14 protein-coding genes are annotated in these 19,409 nt (G+C 63.3%); 10 read left to right on the top strand and 4 right to left on the bottom strand.

All coding sequences use genetic code 11. The annotated features are described in order from the left end of the window. Positions 1-110 precede the first annotated feature (110 nt). Genes AC1DXN_RS25855 through AC1DXN_RS25840 form a run of 4 tightly spaced genes read right to left on the bottom strand, consistent with a single transcriptional unit; the run spans position 111 to position 5,247 of the window. A complete protein-coding gene (locus AC1DXN_RS25855) occupies positions 111-698 on the bottom strand; it encodes a sarcosine oxidase subunit gamma (RefSeq protein ID WP_477276902.1) in 588 nt (195 codons plus the stop codon). Next, complete coding sequence (locus tag AC1DXN_RS25850; protein WP_477276900.1) at positions 691-3,684, bottom strand: sarcosine oxidase subunit alpha; 2,994 nt, start codon at positions 3,682-3,684, stop codon at positions 691-693. Before AC1DXN_RS25850 ends, AC1DXN_RS25855 begins: the two co-directional genes overlap by 8 nt. After that, positions 3,681-3,977, bottom strand: coding sequence for a sarcosine oxidase subunit delta (locus AC1DXN_RS25845; protein ID WP_477276899.1), 297 nt, complete (start codon positions 3,975-3,977; stop codon positions 3,681-3,683). Before AC1DXN_RS25845 ends, AC1DXN_RS25850 begins: the two co-directional genes overlap by 4 nt. A 10-nt stretch (positions 3,978-3,987) precedes the next feature. After that, positions 3,988-5,247, bottom strand: a complete 1,260-nt coding sequence (locus AC1DXN_RS25840) for a sarcosine oxidase subunit beta (RefSeq protein ID WP_477276897.1) — start codon at positions 5,245-5,247, stop codon at positions 3,988-3,990. A 311-nt stretch (positions 5,248-5,558) separates the two neighbouring features. Between AC1DXN_RS25840 and AC1DXN_RS25835 the strand changes: the two genes are divergently transcribed. From AC1DXN_RS25835 to AC1DXN_RS25790, 10 genes are all read left to right on the top strand, one after another. Continuing rightward, positions 5,559-8,048: a mechanosensitive ion channel family protein gene (locus AC1DXN_RS25835; protein WP_477276895.1), complete on the top strand. Its 2,490-nt coding sequence runs from the start codon at positions 5,559-5,561 to the stop codon at positions 8,046-8,048. 272 nt (positions 8,049-8,320) lie between these two features. Beyond that, entirely contained in the window at positions 8,321-8,584 is a 264-nt protein-coding gene (locus AC1DXN_RS25830) for a hypothetical protein (RefSeq protein ID WP_477231363.1), read from the top strand. A gap of 202 nt (positions 8,585-8,786) precedes the next feature. Next, entirely contained in the window at positions 8,787-10,220 is a 1,434-nt protein-coding gene (locus AC1DXN_RS25825; protein WP_477276893.1) for a UbiA family prenyltransferase, read from the top strand. 2 nt (positions 10,221-10,222) lie between these two features. Continuing rightward, the gene (locus AC1DXN_RS25820) at positions 10,223-11,572 is read left to right on the top strand and encodes an FAD-binding oxidoreductase (protein WP_477276891.1); all 1,350 of its coding nucleotides are present in this window, start codon (positions 10,223-10,225) and stop codon (positions 11,570-11,572) included. Positions 11,573-11,694: 122 nt separating this feature from the next. Continuing rightward, on the top strand, positions 11,695-12,129 hold the full coding sequence (locus AC1DXN_RS25815; RefSeq protein WP_477247743.1) for an EamA family transporter: 435 nt from the start codon (positions 11,695-11,697) through the stop codon (positions 12,127-12,129). Further along, entirely contained in the window at positions 12,126-13,133 is a 1,008-nt protein-coding gene (locus tag AC1DXN_RS25810; protein ID WP_477247745.1) for an NAD-dependent epimerase/dehydratase family protein, read from the top strand. The genes AC1DXN_RS25815 and AC1DXN_RS25810 overlap by 4 nt, the downstream gene beginning before the upstream one ends. A gap of 105 nt (positions 13,134-13,238) precedes the next feature. Beyond that, on the top strand, positions 13,239-14,669 hold the full coding sequence (locus AC1DXN_RS25805) for an aspartate aminotransferase family protein (protein ID WP_477277261.1): 1,431 nt from the start codon (positions 13,239-13,241) through the stop codon (positions 14,667-14,669). Between the two features lie 8 nt (positions 14,670-14,677). After that, positions 14,678-15,913 carry a hypothetical protein gene (locus AC1DXN_RS25800; RefSeq protein ID WP_477276889.1) on the top strand — a complete coding sequence of 412 codons (1,236 nt, stop codon included), beginning with the start codon at positions 14,678-14,680 and terminating at the stop codon, positions 15,911-15,913. Continuing rightward, positions 15,910-16,668: an FkbM family methyltransferase gene (locus AC1DXN_RS25795; RefSeq protein WP_477276887.1), complete on the top strand. Its 759-nt coding sequence runs from the start codon at positions 15,910-15,912 to the stop codon at positions 16,666-16,668. The genes AC1DXN_RS25800 and AC1DXN_RS25795 overlap by 4 nt, the downstream gene beginning before the upstream one ends. 156 nt (positions 16,669-16,824) lie before the next feature. Next, positions 16,825-19,386, top strand: coding sequence for a GcvT family protein (locus AC1DXN_RS25790; RefSeq protein ID WP_477276885.1), 2,562 nt, complete (start codon positions 16,825-16,827; stop codon positions 19,384-19,386). The last annotated feature ends 23 nt before the right edge of the window (positions 19,387-19,409 follow it).

Here is a 19,409-nt window from a genome sequence, read left to right as displayed (position 1 = left end):
TTGCCTGGTCGAGCCGTGCCTTGAGCATCGGCCCGTGATTCCTGATGCATCGTGGCCGTCGCCGGCCGGGCGCTCAAGCGGCAGATCGGCTCGCCTGTAGGGCCAAACGCCTATTGCACCTCGTAGCCGACTTCCTCGCTGGCATGGCAAAGAGCCTTCCAGAACGAGCGGGCGAAGGAGCGGAACACGTAGATGTCGAACTGGTCGGCGCCGCTGCGCTGGATCTGCGCGAAGACGTCATGATGGGTGGTCGAGCGGCCGGCACCGATCGGGAAGGCGGGCAGCGCGAAATCGATGGCGAAGAATTTCGCCAGCACCCATTCGGCCTTCGGTCCGGCGATGCGAATGGCGGTGCGGCCGTGCGATAGATCAGTCAGCGTGCCGATGGCCGGGGTGACAACAGTGGCGAAGGTCGAGGCCAAGCCTTCCGCTTCATCGACGACGGTGAATTTACCTGGCGCAAAACCGAATACTGACCGAACGCCGTCGGTGCTGCCGCCGCCGGCGCCGTCGGCCAGAGCGAGGCCGGTGACGGTGCGGATGGCCGCCATCATCTGCTTCTCTTCGCCCGGCCATGCGGCTAGCTGTAGGATCGAGCCTGGCCTGGTTTCGGAGAGAATGACTTCGACGCCGTGTTCGAAATTGCCATGCGAGCCGGCATGCAGTGCCGGCTCCAGCGGTGATTGGCGCTCAACCATGCATGCGGCTCCCGTCCGGATCGAAGAAGTGGTTGGAGACGATCTCGACCGGCCCGAAGCGCTTGCGCAAGGGGTCGGAGACATAGGCGCGCGTGCCGTGCCGTGTCTTGCCGCCTCCAACCAAAGCCAGCGCGATGTGCTTGCCGAGTGCCGGCGAATAGCAGCAGGCGGTGATGTGGCCAAGGGAATCGTGCGGATTGGCTTCGTCCAGTTCCGCGACGATGTGCGCGCCGCCGTTGAGCGGCCGGTTGTCGAGCGCAATCAGCCCGACGAGCTGGAGGCGATCAGGGGCGATCAGCCCTTCGCGGTCCATCATCGCCGAGCCGATGAAGGGTTTTTTCTTGGACAGCATCCAGTCGAGATGCAGGTCGCGCGCGGTGGTGCGGCCGTCGATCTCGGCGCCGGTGACATGGCCTTTCTCGATGCGCATCGTGCCCAGCGCTTCCAGCCCATAGGTGACCAGTCCGAACGGCTTGCCGGCTTCGATCAGCGCTTGCCAGACATGGGTGCCGTAGCCGGCGCCGGAATAGACCTCGAAGGCCATTTCGCCGGAGAAGGAGAGCCGGCAGATCATCACCGGCACGCCTGATATCTCGCCACGCACAATGCCCATGAAGGGCAGCGTGGCATTGTCGACGGCGGTACCGGTGACGCAAGCGGCGAGAATGGCCCTTGCCTTCGGGCCGCCGATCGCGGCCCCCGCCCATTCGTCGGTGACCGAGGTGACATGCACCTTCAGCTCCGGCCAGATGACGTCGAGGAAATATTCGAGATGCTGCATCACCTTGCCGGCATTGGCGGTGGTGGTGGTCATCAAAAAGTCCTGCTCGCCGAGCCGCCATGTCGTGCCGTCATCGAAGGCGAGGCCGTCCTCGCGCAGCATCAGCCCGTAGCGCGCCTTGCCGACGGCAAGTGTGGAAAACATGTTGGTGTAGACGCGGTCGAGGAATTCGGCGGCGTCAGGACCTTGCACGGCGATCTTGCCGAGCGTCGAGACGTCGACGATGCCGGCGCTCTCTCTGGTGGCCTTGGCTTCGCGGACATAGGCCTGCTCGATCGTCTCGCCTGAAAGCCCGTAGATGATAGGGCGGTACCAGAGACCGGCCGAATACATGGTCGCGCCATTGGCGATGTGCCAGTCATGCATCGGCGTCAGCCGCTCGGGCTTCAAATCGCCGAAGCGTTCGGCCGCCAACGAGCCAATCGACACCGCCGAAAAGGGTGGACGAAAGCGGGTCGTGCCGACTTCGGGGATCGGCTTGCCCAGCGCTTCGGCCATGATGGCGAGGCCCGGAATGTTGGAGCTCTTGCCCTGGTCGGTCGCCATGCCGAGCGTTGTGTAGCGCTTGAGATGCTCGACCGAAACAAAACCTTCGCGATGCGCAAGCCGTACGTCTTCGGCGGTCACGTCGTGCTGGAAATCGACGAAGCTCTTGCCCTTGGCCCTGATCTCGAACACCGGCGCCGGATCGGGATCGCCTGGGGCGGCTTCGACAATCGGGAGCGCCGATGGTGTTCCGGTACCGCCCGCTGCCGAAAGACCGGCGGCGCGGCCTTCGGCGATGGCCTCGCCGGTGGAGAAACTGCCGGTGAAGGCACCGGCGCCGATCCATTTCTGCGTCGGCTTCGGCGGCAGGAAGGCTTGCCGGGCGGCATTCCATTCCGCCTTGGCGCCGGCCTGGCTGGCCAGATGGATGGTCGGCGACCAGCCGCCCGACATCAGCAAGCAATCGGTGTGGATGCTGCGCGCATCGCCGCTCAGCGCACCGCTGATCATGTCGAAGCGCTGCACCTTGATGCCGGACAGCGCCTTGCCGCCTTCGGTGGCGACGATGGCGTGGCCGGAGAAAATCTCGGCTTCGGCTTCGTCGGCCAGCTTGAGCATCTCGCCCGAAAGCTCCGGGCGCACGTCGACGATGGCAACAATCGCGGCACCGGTCCGCTTCAGCGCAATCGCCGAGCGATAGGCGCTGTCATTGTTGGTGAACAGCGCGATCCGCTCGCCCGGCAGCACGCCATATTCATTGGCATAGCGCTCGGCGGCATGCGCCAGCATGACGCCCGGCCGGTCATTGCCCGGAAACACCAGCGGCCGCTCGAAGGAGCCGGTGGCCAGCACCACCGATTTGGCGCGAATGGCCCAGTAGCGATGGCGCGGCTCGCCCTTGCCGGGGGCCTCCTTGTGATCGGTGACCCGTTCAAGTGCTGCCAGCGTGTTGCCGTCATAATAGCCCCAGACCGTGGTGCGCGGCAGCAGGCGGATGTTGTCATAGCCTTCAAGCTGGCCGACAGAGCGCGCCGCCCAGTCGGCGGCCGGCATGCCGTCGATCGTCTCGGCCGACCAGTTGGCGGAGCCGCCGAAATTCGGCTCGAGCTCGGCGAGGATGACGCGGGCGCCCTGATCGGCAGCCGTCTTTGCAGCAGATAGTCCGGCGGGCCCGGAGCCGACCACCAGCACGTCGCAAAACGCGTTCATGCGCTCGTAGCGCTCGGTGCCGGCAACGATGCCGGCCTTGCCGAGGCCGGCGGCGCGGCGGATGAAGTGTTCGCAGAACATCCAGAAGCGGGTGCCCTTCAGCGGGCCGATCACCGGTCCCATGAAGGTCTTGTAGTAGAAGCCGGCCGACAGCAGCTTGCCGCCCAACTGGTTGACGGCGTTGACGTCCCAGGCAAGCGAGGGAAAGCGGTTCTGGCTGACGGCCACCAACCCATCATAAATCTCGACCATGGTCGCGGCGATGTTGGGCTCACGAACCTCGCCGCGCAGCACGGTCACCAGCGCGTTCGGCTCTTCGACGCCTGATGTCAGCACGCCGCGCGGGCGGTGATATTTGAACGAGCGCCCGAACAGGGTGACGCCGTTGGCCAGCAGCGCCGAGGCCAGCGTGTCGCCGGCATGGCCGGTGTAGGGCGTGCCGTCGAAGCTGAAGCGGATGGTGCGCAGCCGGTCGATCCGGCCGCCGCTCGCGATGCGGCGCGGGCTCATGACTTGCCCTCGGTCTTGTGGCGGGCGGCGGCTTTGTGGTCGCCGCGCACGGCGGCGGCGCTGGAGATCTCATGCGTCAGCGTGTTGCGCACCACCCTGAGATGGGTGCGGCAACCGCCGGAATGCTGCCAGATCTCATTGTGGTCGCCGGCCGGGTTCAGCCGGTCGTAGACATAGGCGTTCCAGGCATCGAGATTCTGGGAGGCCGGTTGTGGGCGCTGGCGATTGCCGTCACCCTGATAGGTGAACTCGATGACATCGCGCGGGCCGCAATAGGGGCAAGTGATGAGCATGGAATATTCCCTAATGCAGCCGCGGCGTTGCGCCCTGGCCCTTGTCGTCGATGACCAGGCCGCGGTGGAAGCGGTCGAGCGTGAATGGCGCGTTGAAGTCGTGCGGCTCGTCCTTGGCGATCGTCCAGGCAAAACACCAGCCGGAGGCCGGCGTCGCCTTGAAGCCGCCGTAGCACCAGCCGCAGTTGAGATACATACCGGGCAGCGGGCCGGTGGTGATGATCGGCGAACCATCCATCGACATGTCGCAGACGCCGCCCCAGGAACGCAGCATGCGGACGCTGGCCAGCCCCGGGAACAGCGCCAACATCTCGCTCATCACCTCGTCGACGATCGGCAGATTGCCGCGCTGGGCGTAGCTGTTGTAGCCGTCGATGTCGCCGCCATAGACAAGGCCACCCTTGTCCGACTGCGACATGTAGAAATGGCCCATGCCGAAGGTCAGTACGGTGTCGATGAACGGTTTCAGCGATTCCGTCACGAAGGCCTGCAGCACATGGCTCTCGATCGGCATTGTCTCGATGCCGGCAAGCTGCATGACCCGTCCGGTGCTGCCGGCCACCGCCACCGCCACCTTCTTGGCGCGGATCTCGCCGCGCGAGGTGGAGACTCCGGTGATGCGGTCGCCGTCGCGCAGGAAGCCGGTCACTTCGCAGTTCTCGATGATGTCGACGCCGCGGCGGTCGGCGCCGCGCGCATAGCCCCAGGCGACGGCGTCATGGCGGGCCGTGCCGGCGCGCGGCTGCATGAGGCCACCGACGATCGGGAAGCGTGCGGTGGACGACATGTCCAGCGCCGGCACCAGACGCGCGATCTCGGCGGTGGTCATCAGTTCGGCGTCGACGCCGAGATGGCGCATGGCGTTGCCGCGCCTTGCGTAGTCGTCGAACTGGGCCGGCGTGTGCGCCAGGTTCAGGCAGCCGCGCTGCGAGAACATGACGTTGTAGTTGAGCTCATGCGAGAGGTTCTCCCACATCTTCATCGAGTGTTCGTAGAAGCGGGTGTTGGCGGCCAAAAGATAGTTGGAGCGAACGGCCGTGGTGTTGCGGCCGACATTGCCTGATCCGAGCCAGCCCTTCTCCAGCACCGCGACATTGGTGATGCCGTGCTCCTTGGCGAGGTAATAGGCCGTCGACAGGCCATGGCCGCCGCCGCCGATGATGATGACATCATAGGACGCTTTTGGCTCCGGCTTGCGCCAGGCCGGCTTCCAGTCCTGGTTCCCCTTGAGCGCGTTCGCGAGAAGCGAAAAGGCCGAATATTCCGCCATTCTTCATGCCATCCCTAGAGCATGATGCCGAAAAGTGTGAAGCGGTTTTCGGACGACATCATGCTCTATATCTTTGATTTTTAGAGCCCGATGATTTCAGGTCGAACAGACCTGAAATCATCCGGCTCGGGTGCGATGCGGCAGATTATAGAGCAGGGCGGCGGCGCAAAGCCAATATTGCGCCATGGCTTTTCGACTGGCCGACTCCCAAAAGACGGCCAGACCGCGATGGCTTGCCCCATGGTATCGGCGTCTTTATCAAGGGCGGGTCCTAGAACAGGCCTTTGCCGTCCGCGAGTCGCCAACCGATTATGCTCTTTCGATTGCTCCGCCTGATCCTGATCCTTGCGCTGGTTGTCTCGGCGCCGCCTTCGTTCGACGCGATGGCGCAGGCGCTCGGCCAGGGTGCCGCCGGGCTGATCACCGACCAGCAGAAGGTCATCCAGGGCCTGACGGCCAAGACCGACGATCTCGAGAAGAAAATACAGCAAAGTGTCGAGGACGATGCCGCGCTGGTCGATATCCGCCTGCAGCTGGAGGATTTGTCGCGCGCTGCGCTGAACAGCGCGCTGGCCTTCCGCTCGCGTGTCGGCGACATCAATGCCCGGATCGAGATGCTGGGTCCGGCGCCGGCTGCCGGCCAGCCGCAAGAGCCCGATATCGTCACCGGCGAGCGTCAGGCTCTGGCCTCCGAAAAAGCCGAAATCAACGCGGTCGTCGCCAGCGCGCAGAATTTGTCGATCCGCATCAATGGCCTGATCGACAAGATCGGCAACATGCGCAGCGACCTTTTCCGCAATGTGCTCACCAAGCGCTACGTGCTGTCCGATGCGCTGAGCCCACAGGTCTTTTCCGACGCGCATGATGAGTACGCGAATTTTTACAGGGCAGTGTCATCCTGGCTGACCTTCGCCTTCAAATTCAAGTTCCAGGCGATGCTCGCGGCGACCTTCATGGCGCTTGCGCTCGCCGCGGTGCTGCTGGTCGGCGGCCGGCGTCTGTTCGGACGTGTGTTCGAAGCGGACGCTTCCGTGGAGGAACCATCCTATCTCAGCCGGTTGTCGGTGGCGTTCTGGTCGACGCTGCTGCCGACACTGGCGGTCGGCGTCTTCCTCGCTTCGACGGTTTTCCTGTTCAACTATTACAATGTCCTGCGCGGCGATATCGGCGTCTTCCTCAATGCGCTGGCTGCCGTCATCGCGGTGGTGTTCTGCGTCAACCGGCTGACCAATGCGGCGCTCGAACCGCGGCTGCCGAACTGGCGCCTGATACAGGTCGAGACGGGTCCGGCACGCTGGCTGGTGCGGCTGGCCACTGCCATGGCGGTGGTCATCGGCGTCAACAATTTCCTTGCGGTGGTCAACGACAAGATGGGTTCGCCGCTGTCGCTGACCATCGCCAGAAGCTTTGTCGCCACCATCATCGTCGGCGTCATCCTCATCCTTATGGCGTTGCTGAAACCCTACAAGGCGGCCGATGGAGCGTGGCGGCCGTGGCCGGCGTGGCTGCGCTTCACCTCCATCGCGCTCGGCCTTTTCACCATCGCGGCAGCGCTGTTCGGCTATATCGGGCTGGCGATTTTCGTTTCGCTGCAGGTTGTGGTCACCGGCACCATCCTGGTCACCGCCTATATCGGCTTCCTGTCGGCACGAGAGATCGGCGAGGAGGGCGGCTTCGCCGATACGTCGATCGGGCGCTGGCTGTCGACCACTGCGAGCTATGAGGAGACCGCGCTCGACCAGCTTGGCCTGGTCGTCAGCGTCGCCATCAACGTCATGATCGTGCTGGTGTTCCTGCCGCTGATCCTGTTGATGTGGGGGTTCCAGCCCGGCGACATCCAGGCCTGGGGCTACAAGTTGGCGACGGGCCTCACCATCGGCTCGGTGACCATCTCGGTCACCGGCATCCTCACCGGCATCATCGTCTTCGTCATCGGCTATTTCCTGACGCGCTGGTTCCAGGGCTGGCTCGACGGGTCGGTGATGGCACGCGGCCGTGTCGACACCGGTGTGCGCAACTCGATCCGGCTGGCGGTAGGCTATGCCGGCGTAGCACTGGCCGGGCTCGTCGGCATCTCGGCGGCCGGCATCGACCTGTCCAGCCTGGCGCTGGTTGCCGGCGCCCTCTCTCTCGGTATCGGTTTTGGCCTGCAGAACGTCGTCTCCAACTTCGTCTCGGGCCTGATCCTGCTGGCCGAACGGCCGTTCAAGGTTGGTGACTGGATCGTTGCCGGCGACATCACCGGCACGGTCAAGAAGATCAGCGTGCGCGCCACCGAGGTCGAGACGTTCCAGCGGCAATCGGTGATCCTGCCCAACTCGAACCTGATCAACAACGCTGTCGGCAACTGGACGCATCGCAACAAGCTCGGCCGCATCGATATCAAGGTCAATGTCGCCTATGGCAGCGACGTCAAGCGGGTGCATGCCATCCTGCTCGAGATCGCGCGCGGCCATGCGCTGGTGCTTAAGAACCCGGAACCCTTCGTGCTGTTTTCCAATTTCGGGCCGGCAGCACTCGAGTTCGAGATCCGCGTGTTCCTCGCCGATGTGCTGAACGGCAATATCGTGCAGAACGACATCCGCTTTGCCATTCTCGATGCTTTCAGCGGCGAGCATATCGAAATACCGTCGACGCCGCGCGCGGTCGTCGAGGTCAAGAAGACCGCGGCATGGCCGATAGACGACGAACAGGCCGAGGTCGAATTCGCCGAGCGAGAGCAGGCGGAGGCTGAAGCAGCGGCCGAGAAGAAACGCCTGGCCAAGACAGGCCGCAAGACCCGCAAGCCCGATCCGGACTAGGAGATTCAGGTGATGCCGGCCTGCGAACGGCTGATACCTGCGCTTCCGGTGCTCACGTACCCAAAAGTACGCTCCGCTCCGGTTCGCGGAACCCACCATTCTCGGCTCGGCCTGACCTGAATCTCAGCCTGGCTTTTGCGGCGAAGACCAATTGCGGCATGAATGCGGCATTCAGTTGCGGTTCAGCTTCCATCTCATATAAGCTCCCATGCAAAGGGCGAGAATGCCTTGCGAAATGCAACAAGAGGCGGTGGAAACACCGATACTGCAAAATGTGGAAGTCGCTCGTCGTCGCCATCGCTTTTACTGCAGCGAGTGGTTCGGCCTTCGCCGCCAGCGCGGTCAACAAGGATGCCGAAACGCGCACGCTGATCGTGACGGAAGGCGGTGGCAAGACGGAGTTGGCGCTGGCCGCCGGCGAAACCGTGGAATTCTGCCCGAATGGCTGTTTCGTCACCTTGCCCAATGGTGACCTCGAGGCCCTGACCGGCTCGGAGACAGTCGAGATCTCGGGCGGCGTCGCTCGCATCAAGTAAAGCTGGCGGTTTGATTTTTCGAAGGCCGGGCATTGCCCGGCCTTTTATTGTTTCTGGTAACGCTTGCTTAACAATGACGCCGGAAATACAGCAGCGCCTGCTGCCTGCAACCGGACGTTTTAACGTTCGCTACGCCGTTCCCCGCTATACGGTGCGAATACGCCGAAACACGGCACGACGGATTCAGGCAAGGCAGCACGAAATGGACGCGCGGTCGGACAGGAACGCAATTCCACTTGCGGTCGATCTCGACGGCACGCTGATCGCGACGGACCTTCTGTGGGAAGGCCTGTTCATCCTCATCAAGAAGAATCCGCTCTATATTTTCCTGGTGCCGTTCTGGCTGGCCCGCGGGCCGGCGCGGCTGAAGCAGGCCATCGCCGACCGCATCGACATCGATCCGGCTTCGCTGCCTTATCGCGAGGTGCTGCTCGACCGCATGCGCACCGAACATGGCGAAGGCCGCAAGATCGTGCTGGCCACCGGCACGCCGCGTAAATTCGCGGAGGCGATCGCCGCACATCTCAAGATATTCGATCACGTCCTGGCGACCGACGGCCCCCACAACATGACCTCGGGCCGCAAGCGCGCCGCACTTGTCGCAGCCTATGGCGATGGCGGCTTCGACTATGCCGGCAACAGCCGGCACGACCTCAAGGTCTTCGACGCCGCGCGCAGCGCAATCGTTGTGGCGCCCGACCGCCATGCGGCGCGCTGGCAGGCGGCACACGACGCTGAAATGGTGCCGGTGCCGAAGCCGACCTTGAGGACTTTCGTCAAGATGCTGCGCGTGCATCAATGGCTGAAGAACTCGCTGATCGCGGTGCCGATGGTGTTGTCGCACGAGTACTTCAACGCCAACATGATCTGGCAATGCCTGCTGGCGTTCGTGTCCTTCAGCGCCGTGGCTTCCGCCATCTACATCCTCAACGATTTCTTTGATCTCGCACTCGACCGCAAACATCCGACCAAGCGCAACCGGCCTTTCGCCAGCGGCGCATTGTCGATCCCGTTCGGCCTTGGCTCGATGGCAGCGTTGCTGGCCATCGGCATCGCTGCAGGGCTCTTGCTACCGATCGAATTCCTTGGCGTGCTCGGTGGCTACATGCTCGTCACCACGGCTTATTCACTGTCGCTCAAGCGTATGCTTTTGGGCGACGTGCTGACGCTGGCCGGACTCTACACGATCCGTGTGCTGGCCGGTGCGGCGGCCACCGGTGTCGAAGTCTCCTTCTGGCTGCTGGCCTTCTCGATCTTCTTCTTCCTGTCGCTGGCGCTGGTGAAGCGCTATGTCGAGTTGCGCACCACCGCCATCCCGGCCGGTGAGCGCATTGCCGGTCGCGGCTACCGCACCGAAGATCAGGAGATTGTCGCCCAGGCCGGCATGGCCTCGGCCTTTTCCTCGGCCCTGGTGCTGGCGCTCTATATGGACAGCATGGCCGTGCGCGAACTCTACCCGCATCCCTGGCTTGTGTGGCCGCTGGCGCCGATCGTGCTTTATCTCACCATGCGCGTCTGGATCCTCGCCCGCCGCGATGAGTTGCATGACGATCCGGTGGTCTTCATCATCCGCGACTGGCGCAGCCAGATCGTCGTGCTTATCGGCGCATTGCTGCTGGTTGCCGGGGGCTGGTAGGCATGGCCGAACGGTTCCAGAGTTTTGGTCTCGCCACCCCACCGGCGCCGCGCACCATCCCTGCGGATGACGCCATCGCGCTGATGAAGAGCGGCAAGGCAAAAAAGAACGCGTTGCTCGCCTATGGCAATGGCCGTTCCTATGGCGATTCCTGCCAGAATGAAGCCGGGACGATCGTCGACATGCGGCCGCTGAACCGCATTCTCGCCTTCAATGCCGAGACCGGTCTTCTCGAAGCGGAAGCCGGTGTGCTTTTGTCCGACATCATTGCCCATTCCGCACCCCTCGGTTTTTTCCCGGCGGTCGTGCCTGGCACGCAGTTCGTGACGCTTGGCGGCGCCATCGCCAACGATGTGCATGGCAAGAACCATCACCGGCGCGGCACCTTCGGCTGCCATGTCGAGTCCTTCACGCTGCTGCGCTCGGACGGGCGGACCTATCATTGCTCGGCCACGGACAATGCCCACCTGTTCAAGGCGACGATCGGCGGCATGGGGCTCACCGGCCTGATCCTGTCGGCGTCGATCCGGCTGATGCGGGTGCACTCGCTCGACATCGTCGAGAAGGCGACGCCGTTTCGCGATCTCGGCGAATTCTTCGCGCTGGCCGAAGCCGCCGACCAGGCCAATGAATATGCGGTTGCCTGGATCGACCAGCTTGCCGGGGGCCACGGCCGTGGGCGCGGCCTGCTGTTCACCGGCAACCATGCCGAGCATGGTTCGCATACGGCCGCACGTACCGGCGGACGTCTCTCGGTGCCGTTCCAGCCGCCGTTCAATGTGCTCAACCGGCCGTTCCTGACCGCGTTCAACGCTGCCTACCGGTGGAAGAAGGGACGCTCGTCGGTGCCGCGCCGTGTCGGCTACCAGGGCTTTTTCTTTCCGCTCGACGGCGTTGGCGACTGGAACCGGCTCTATGGGCCCAAGGGCCTCTTCCAGCACCAGAGCGTGGTGCCGGAACAAGCAGCATACCGGGCCGTGCCGGCGCTGCTCGAGGCGGCGAGACGGGCCGGGCAGGGGTCGTTCCTGACGGTGCTGAAGCGTTTTGGCGCGATCCCTTCGCCGGCGCTGCTGTCGTTCCCGCGGCCGGGATACACGCTGACGCTGGATTTCCCCAATCGCGGCGAGACGACGCTACAGCTGCTGAACGAACTTGACCGCATCACGGTCGAGGCCGGTGGCGCGGTCAACCCCTACAAGGATGCGCGCATGGGCGCCGCCACCTTCGCCGCGTCCTTTCCGGATTGGCAGCAACTGGAGGCGCTGCGCGATCCCGCTCTGCTGTCGGATTTCTGGGAGCGGACGGCGCAAAAATTGGACGTGCGGCGCGGAACCGTCGAGGCGGCGGAATAGGTAAAATTTGAGTAATTCGTGGTGAATGAATCGTCAATGCCAGGGTTTACTCAAAACGTTGTTGTGACTTCACGAAATCTTTGCAGGTCTGTAGTAGGACCGCTGCAGGGCGGGTGCAAAACATGAAATACATCGTCTTCATTCTGTTCACAGTCATGACCAATGCTGCCGCGCAGCTGATGCTGAAGCAAGGCATGATGTCGCTCGGGCCGATTTCGTTCGAGGGCGTCAATCCTCTGGTCAAGCTGTTGCAGATCGTCTTCAGCCCGTGGGTCTTTCTTGGTCTCTGCACCTTCGTCATCTCGATGGCCTCGCACCTTTATGTGCTGTCCAAGGTCGAGCTCTCCTTTGCCTACCCGTTCCTCAGCCTCGCCTATGTCGCCGTAGCGATCTTCGCCTATTTCCTTTTCCGCGAGGACCTCAATGCCTGGCGCATCTCCGGTATTGCCTTCATCTGCGTCGGCACCGTGCTGATCGCCCAGAGTGGGCGCGGTCATGAAGAGGAAACGGCTTCCCTTTCGCCCGACAAGATCCACACCAGCGAGACCGTTCGATGAGACATGTGATTTTCGGCGGCGACGGTTTCGTCGGCCGCCACCTTGCCCCGAAACTTGTGGCCGATGGCGAAGAGGTCGTCGTCGCCGATATCGTCAAGAGCGACCTGCCGCACTACCGCTCGGTCCGCTTTGTCACCTGCGACGTCACCGATCCAGCTTCGGTCGCGTCGGTAGGGCTGAAGGCCGACGACATGGTCTACAATTTGTCGGCGAAAATGCTGTCGCCGATCCAGGTGCGGACAAAACGCCACGACTTCTTCTTTCCGGTGAATTTCCACGGCACCGAGCACATCATGCAGGCGATGGACAAGGCCGGCGCGCCGAAGCTGGTCCACTACACGACCGACATGATCTACGGCCATACGGTGACGCAGCCGATGACCGAGGAGCATCCGGTGGCGCCGCTTGGCGAGTATGGCTGGTCGAAGCAGAAGACAGAGGAACTGGCGGCAGAATGGCGCAAGCGCGGCATGTCGATCTCGCTGTTTCGGCCGCGCCTGATCATCGGTCCCGGCCGCCTCGGCATCCTGGAAAAGCTGTTCAAGCTGATCGACTGGAATTTTCCGGTGCCGATGATCGGCTCCGGCAGGAATCCCTATCAGTTCATCTCTGTTTTCGATTGTGCGGAAGCTGCCCGCGCGGCCTGGAAGGCTGGCGTGCCGAACGAAGCCTACAATCTCGGCTCGCTCAATCCGCCGCCGGTGAAGAAATTGCTTGGCGACCTGATCAAGCATGCCGGGTCGAAATCGCTGCTGATCCCAACGCCGGGCTGGGCGGTCAAGCGCACACTTGACCTGCTCGACCTCATGAACATGCCGATCATGGATCCGGAGCAGTATCTGATCGCCGACGAGGAGTGCGTGCTCGACGTGTCCAAGGCCGAGCGTCAGCTCGGCTGGGTGCCGCAATACCGCGACGAGGACATGCTGATCGCCGCCTACAGCGAGTACCGCGCCAAGAAGGCCGGTCACGCCGTCGCCACCAAACATGTGCCTGCCGAATAGCCGGCTCGCCGAACAGATTTCGTTGCGCACGATCCTTGTCATGCGCGCAGACAGGAGATTGAGATGACCGTTATGGCCAAGCCCGAGCAGACGAATACGCGTACCATGGTCAACCCGCCGGCGCTGTCGCCCGCCAGCATCGCCAAGCCCGACCTGATCAGCGTCGAGCAGGCGAAGGCAATGGACGTGGCGCGGATGACCGACCTGTTCAAGGCGCATCTCAACCCCGGCCAGCTGCATTTCATGAAGCTGCTCGGCTTCCACAAGATCAAGATCGAACGCGCCGAAGGCATGTTCTACATCGACCAGAATGGCCGCAAGATTCTCGATTTCTTTGGCGGCTTCGGTTCGCTGGCCTTTGGCCACAACCATCCGCGCATTCTCGAGGCGCGCCGCAAGTTCCAGGAGGAAAAGCGCCAGGAGATCGCCATCGCCTTCATGTCGCAATATGCGGCGGCGCTGGCGCACAACATCGCCAAATGCTCGCCCGGCGATCTCGACATGGTGTTTCTGGGCTCGTCCGGGTCGGAAGCGATGGAAGCGGCGGTGAAACTCGCCGAGCGTGCCGCCGGCCCGAAGCGACCGAAAATCGTCTATGCCGAGAATTCTTTCCACGGCAAGACCAAGGGCGTGCTGGGCATCACCGACGGCCAGCTCTACCGCGCCGACTTCAAGATGGCCGAAAATACGGTCCGCATTCCCTTTGCCGATATCGAGGCGGTCGAGCGCCTGTTCCGCTCCGATCCGGAGGTTGGCGTCATCGTGCTCGAAACCATCCAGGGCGGCGGCGGTATCATACAGGCGCCGGCCGAGTACTGGCAGAAGCTGCGCGCGCTGTGCGACCAGTATGGCGTGTTGTGGGTCGCCGACGAAGTGCAGTGCGGCTATGGCCGCTCCGGCCGCTTCTACGCTTTCGAACATTACGGCGTCGTTCCTGACGTTACGGCGCTGGCCAAGTCGCTCGGCGCCGGCAAGGCGGCGGTCGGCGCCATGATCGCCCGGCGCGAGGTCTATATGAAGGCCTATGGCACGCCGAAGACGGCGATGATCCATGCCATGGCCACCTTCGGCGGCATGGGCGAGGCCTGCATCACCGCGATCGAGGGCCTCAACGTGCTCTATGACGAGGGGCTGATCGACAACGCCGCCGCCACCGGCGACTATTTGTTGCAGCGCCTGCAGGCGTTGAAGGAAAAGTACCCGAAGATCATCAAGGACGTGCGCGGCAAGGGCTTCATGGTCGGGCTGGAGTTCCACGACTTCTCGCAGACCTTGCCGATGGTGCTGCGGCCGATCGTCAGCGTGCTGGACGACAAGCTGAAGGGATCGCTGTCCGGCTTCGTCGGCGCGCTGCTGTTGCGCGACTATGACGTGTTGGTCGCCTTCACCGAGTACAACCGCAACGTCATTCGCCTCGAACCACCGCTGATCTGCCAGCGCGACCATGTCGACCGTTTCGTCGACGCGTTCGACAGCCTGTTGTCGCGCGGCATCGTGTCGATCGTGAAGGACTTCGTCAAAAGCCAGGTTCGCTGAGCACAACGATGCTGACCAGGTCGCCCGCTTCGAACACTCTGCTCGACCGGCTCACCGCAGCCGGTCTGGCATGGGGCGAGGGCACCTATGGGCGACTGGCCGCGCCGATCGGTGCGGCGGCCTTTGCGCTCTACATCCTTCTGACAGCGGCGACGGCCTGGTTCATGCCCGACGCCAATTGGGACATGCTGCCGTATCTGGCTGTCGCGGAGGAAGGCACCTATCCCGATGCGCAGGCTTTGCATGACTATGCCTATGGCACGGTCAAATCAGGTGTGTCGGCCGGCGACTACAAGACGCTGACCGACGATGGCGGCGGGTTCCGCAGTCACATGAGCGAAAATGCCGCCGACTTCCATTCGCTGCTCGGCATGTACCGGATCAAGTTCCTTTACGCCGAGATCCTGTCGACGATGAGTTCGGTGATGTCGCCGGTCGAGGCGATGCGGCTGGTGTCGGTGCTCTCGGTGCTGCTGTTCGGTGTGATCGCGCTGCTCTGGCTGCGGTCTCAAGGCGCTCTGGCGCTGGCGCCGGTCGTCGGCGCGGTGCTGATCATGGCCGATTTCGGCGAAGCGGCGCGGGCGTCGACGCCGGATCTGTTGTGCTCGGCGCTGTTTCTCGGCGGGCTCTTTGCCTATGTGCGCGGCCGTGATGCGGCAACTGCGATCCTGCTCTTCCTCGCCTTCATGGCACGGCCCGACAACATCGTTTTCCTCACCATCTTCGCCGTGCTACTGGTCGCTTTCCGGGTGAAGGCGTGGGGCGCGCTGGCTGGCTTTGCCGCCTCGTTCGTCGCCTACTTCGCCATCTCGCACTGGGCCCAGCATCCGGGCTGGTGGCCGCATCTGTGGTTCTCCAGCATCGAGCAGCACTACAATATGGACGGTTTCGATCCGCCGTTTTCGGGCGTCGTCTATCTGAGGGCATTCGCCGCCTCGCTGGTCCGCGCCATCACCCTGAACAGCTGGGTCGGCGTCTCGGTGCTGGCCCTGGCCGGATGGTATGCATTGAGCCGCGCCGGCTTCAGGCTCGACCGCCGCGCCGGCATCCTGCTGGCCGCGCTGGTGCTTGGCGTACTGGCGAAGTTCACCGTCTTTCCGATCCACGACAGCCGCATCTATTTTCCCAATCTGATCCCGCCGTTCCTGCTGCTTGCCGGCCCGATGATGGCGCTGTGGGCATCGGCAAGCGTCAATGGACGCCGCCCCGTCGCCTCGAATGTCATATCTGGAGATAAGCCATGAGTTCCATTTCCAGCCTGGCGCGCATGGCCCTGTCAGTCGGTCTCCCCACCGGCGTTCTCGACCGTAGCCCGTCGCTGCACGGCACGAAATTCCTGGCCAGGGCGGCGCTGAAGGCGCGCCTCAGTGGAGCCAGGCGGCCTTTCCAAATGGTCAATGTCGGCGCCTGCGATGGCGCACTGTTCGACGACGTGACGCCGTGGCTGCACCGCATTCCGCGCGCCCGGGCCGTGCTGGTCGAGCCGATCCCCTACAACCAGAAGCGGCTGCGCGCCAACTACCCCGATGCCGAGCGCTTCGTCATCGAGCCGGTGGCGGTGACCAAGACCAAGGGCACGATCACCGTTCACACCTTCGATGCTGCCGCGCTCGAGGCCGGCACGCTGCCGATCGAGTTCATCGGCTGCTCGTCGGTCACCGACACCAATCTGATGTCGGGCAAGAACGCCTGGGGCGAGGCTGACGCCAATTTCAACAAGTTCGCGCCACACCTCAGGGATATCGAGGTGCCGTCGGAAACGTTGCAGACGCTGCTCGACCGCAACGGCATCTCCTACATCGACGCCTTCCTCGTCGATTGCGAGGGCGCCGACTGGATCGTCTTCGAACAGCTCGACCTCAAGCGCTATCGTCCGGGCATGATCAAGGTCGAGGTCGGGGCGCTGCCGGCGGCTGAGATCGGCCAGGTCGTGGTCAAGCTCAAGACTGCTGGCTATCAGGTCGGTTTCCAGGCCGAGGACGTCTGGGCCTTCGCCTGAGTAAAAGTCACCTCTGACGACCAGTCGGCGTGCTGGGTCGCGCCGCACCAGCGACGTGTCGCAAACAGGCGGTAGCTCCATCCGCGTCCTCTGCATATTGTGCGCCATTCGAACGGGCGCAGGCGCGCCCGCTTTATCGCTTTGGAGTCGCGGGCAATGGCAGAGTTTCCGAAACAGGCGAAGGTCGTCATCGTTGGCCTTGGCGGTATTGTCGGCGCGTCGATCGTCCATCACCTGATCGAGCGCGGCTGGGACGATATTGTCGGCATCGACAAATCAGGCATCCCGACCGATATCGGCTCGACCGCGCACGCCTCCGACTTCTGCTACACGACCAGCCACGATTTCCTGTCGTGCTGGACGACGCTCTACTCGATCGATTTCTACGAGAAGATGGGCCATTACGCCCGCATCGGCGGCCTCGAAGTGGCGCGTGTTGGCGATGCCAGCCGCATGGAAGAAATCAAGCGCAAGATCGCCTCGGCCAAGGCTTTTGGCACGCGCGCCCGCCTGATCGAACCGGCCGAGATCAAGGAGAAATTTCCGCTCATCGAAGAAGCGATGGTGCAGGGTGGCCTGTGGGATCCGGATGCCGGTCTGGTCATCCCCCGCTCGCAGACCGTTGCCGGCAAGCTGGTCGACCAGGCGGAAGCGTCCGGCAAGCTCAAGTCCTTCGCCAACACGCCGGCGAAGTCGCTTATCGTTAGGGATGGCCGCATCACCGGCGTGGTGACCGACCGCGGCACCATCGAAGCCGACTACGTCGTCGTCTGCGCCGGCATTTGGGGACGGCTGATCGCGGAGATGGTCGGCGAGGACCTGCCGGTGATGCCGATCGACCATCCGCTCACCTTCTTCGGGCCCTACAACGAGTTTGCCGGCACCGGCAAGGAGATCGGCTGGCCGCTGCTGCGCGACCAGGGCAATTCGGCCTATATGCGCGACACCGGCGATCCCAAGACCGCCGAGGGCGGGCAGATCGAATGGGGCTACTACGAAGAAAACAATCCGCGCCTTTGCCATCCGCGCGACCTGCTGGAGAAGAACCAGGCCCGTCTGTCGCCGTCGCAGCGCGATCTCGACATGGAGCAGATTCTGGCGCCGCTCGAGCGCGCCATGGAGCTGACGCCGATCCTGGGCGAACTCGGCTACAATGAAAGCCATTCCTTCAACGGCCTGCTGCAGGTGACCGCCGATGGCGGCCCGTCGATGGGCGAGAGCCAGAAAGTGCGGGGCCTCTGGTATGCCGTCGCCATCTGGGTCAAGGACGGCCCCGGCATGGGCAAGCTGATCGCCGACTGGATGACCGACGGCCGCACTTCGATCGACCACCATGCCATCGACTATGCGCGCTTCTATCCGCACCAGACCAAGGAACAGTTCATCTGGGATCGCTGCACCGAAACGGCGATGAAGGTCTACAATCCGGCGGTGCATCCGCGCGAGCCGTTCTCCAAGGGTCGCAACATAAGGCGCTCGCCGTTCTGGGAGCGCGAGAAGGAGCTTGGCGGTTACTTCATGGAGTTGGGCGGCTGGGAACGCGCCCATGGCTATGCCGCCAACGAGCACCTGCTGGAGAAATACGGCAACCGGGTGCCGGTGCGTGCAAACGAGTGGGACAATCGCCATTTCTGGCGCGTCTCCAACGCCGAACACCTCGCCATGAGCGAGGATTGCGGCATCGTCAACCTGTCGCATTTCGCCATGTACGACATTGAAGGCCCGGACCATGTCGCGCTGCTGGAATGGCTGTGCGCGGCCAAGATCGGCGGCGACAACAACATCGGCAAGGGCATCTACACCCACTTCCTCGACGAGGAAGGCATGGTGCGCGCCGACTTTACCGTCATCCGCATGGCTGACCGCTGCCGTTTGATCGACGGCGCCGACGCCGGCCCGCGCGACTTCCAGTACATGCGCCGCACGGCGCAGGACAAAGGCTTTGATGTCACCATCACAGACGTGACCGAGAAGTATGTGACCGTCGGCATCTGGGGCCCGAATGCGCGGGCGACCTTGCAAAAGGTGGTCGAGAACCCGGACGGGCTGTCGCTCGAGAACTTCCCTTTCGCGGCAATCAAGCCGGTCCGGATCGGCGGCAAGGACGTCACCGCGTTCCGCATCTCCTATGTCGGCGAGCAGGGCTGGGAACTGCATATGCGCTACGAGGACGGTCTCGCCGTCTGGGACGCGCTGCGTTCCACCGGCGTCATGCCGTTCGGCGTCGAGACCTATGCCAACACCCGGCGCATGGAAAAGAGCCTGCGCCTGCAGAACGCCGACCTCTTGACCGAGTACAATCTGCTGGAAGCCGATCTCGCGCGTCCTAAGGTCAAGGAGAACGATTTCTGCGGCAAGGCGAAGCACGTGGAATACCGCGCCCGCGAGCACCAGCCGGCCATGTTGTGCACGCTGGTGATGACCGAGAACGTCGATGCAAAGGGCGTCGCCCGCTATCCCGTCGGCATCATGCCGGTGATGGACCCTAAGACGGGCGAAACGCTGGTCGACGAACTCGGCCGCCGGTCGTTCACGACGTCGATGGCCTACGGTCCGACCATTGGCAAGAACATCGGTCTCGCCTATCTGCCATGGGCCTATGCCCAGGAGGGCCGCAAGCTGAACATCGAGTATTTCGGCGAGACCTATCCGGTGGAAGTGGCCGCCGTCGGCTACAAGCCGCTCTACGACCCGGAGAACCTCAAGCCGAGGAGTTGATTGCCGGTAGGCGGCTGACCTGC

This window comes from Mesorhizobium sp. P2_H9 (assembly GCF_056403215.1).
Note: the sequence above shows the minus strand (reverse complement) of the source record. Positions and strands in the feature narration are given on the sequence as shown.

Excerpts from the sequence above, each read along its gene's own strand:
- AC1DXN_RS25800 (WP_477276889.1), top strand. The coding sequence starts at position 14,678 with ATGCTGACCAGGTCGCCCGCTTCGAACACTCTGCTCGACCGGCTCACC.
- AC1DXN_RS25845 (WP_477276899.1), bottom strand. The coding sequence starts at position 3,977 with ATGCTCATCACTTGCCCCTATTGCGGCCCGCGCGATGTCATCGAGTTC.
- AC1DXN_RS25850 (WP_477276900.1), bottom strand. The coding sequence starts at position 3,684 with ATGAGCCCGCGCCGCATCGCGAGCGGCGGCCGGATCGACCGGCTGCGC.
- AC1DXN_RS25815 (WP_477247743.1), top strand. The coding sequence starts at position 11,695 with ATGAAATACATCGTCTTCATTCTGTTCACAGTCATGACCAATGCTGCC.
- AC1DXN_RS25825 (WP_477276893.1), top strand. The coding sequence starts at position 8,787 with ATGGACGCGCGGTCGGACAGGAACGCAATTCCACTTGCGGTCGATCTC.
- AC1DXN_RS25795 (WP_477276887.1), top strand. The coding sequence starts at position 15,910 with ATGAGTTCCATTTCCAGCCTGGCGCGCATGGCCCTGTCAGTCGGTCTC.
- AC1DXN_RS25830 (WP_477231363.1), top strand. The coding sequence starts at position 8,321 with ATGTGGAAGTCGCTCGTCGTCGCCATCGCTTTTACTGCAGCGAGTGGT.
- AC1DXN_RS25790 (WP_477276885.1), top strand. The coding sequence starts at position 16,825 with ATGGCAGAGTTTCCGAAACAGGCGAAGGTCGTCATCGTTGGCCTTGGC.
- AC1DXN_RS25810 (WP_477247745.1), top strand. The coding sequence starts at position 12,126 with ATGAGACATGTGATTTTCGGCGGCGACGGTTTCGTCGGCCGCCACCTT.
- AC1DXN_RS25835 (WP_477276895.1), top strand. The coding sequence starts at position 5,559 with ATGCTCTTTCGATTGCTCCGCCTGATCCTGATCCTTGCGCTGGTTGTC.
- AC1DXN_RS25840 (WP_477276897.1), bottom strand. The coding sequence starts at position 5,247 with ATGGCGGAATATTCGGCCTTTTCGCTTCTCGCGAACGCGCTCAAGGGG.
- AC1DXN_RS25855 (WP_477276902.1), bottom strand. The coding sequence starts at position 698 with ATGGTTGAGCGCCAATCACCGCTGGAGCCGGCACTGCATGCCGGCTCG.
- AC1DXN_RS25805 (WP_477277261.1), top strand. The coding sequence starts at position 13,239 with ATGGTCAACCCGCCGGCGCTGTCGCCCGCCAGCATCGCCAAGCCCGAC.
- AC1DXN_RS25820 (WP_477276891.1), top strand. The coding sequence starts at position 10,223 with ATGGCCGAACGGTTCCAGAGTTTTGGTCTCGCCACCCCACCGGCGCCG.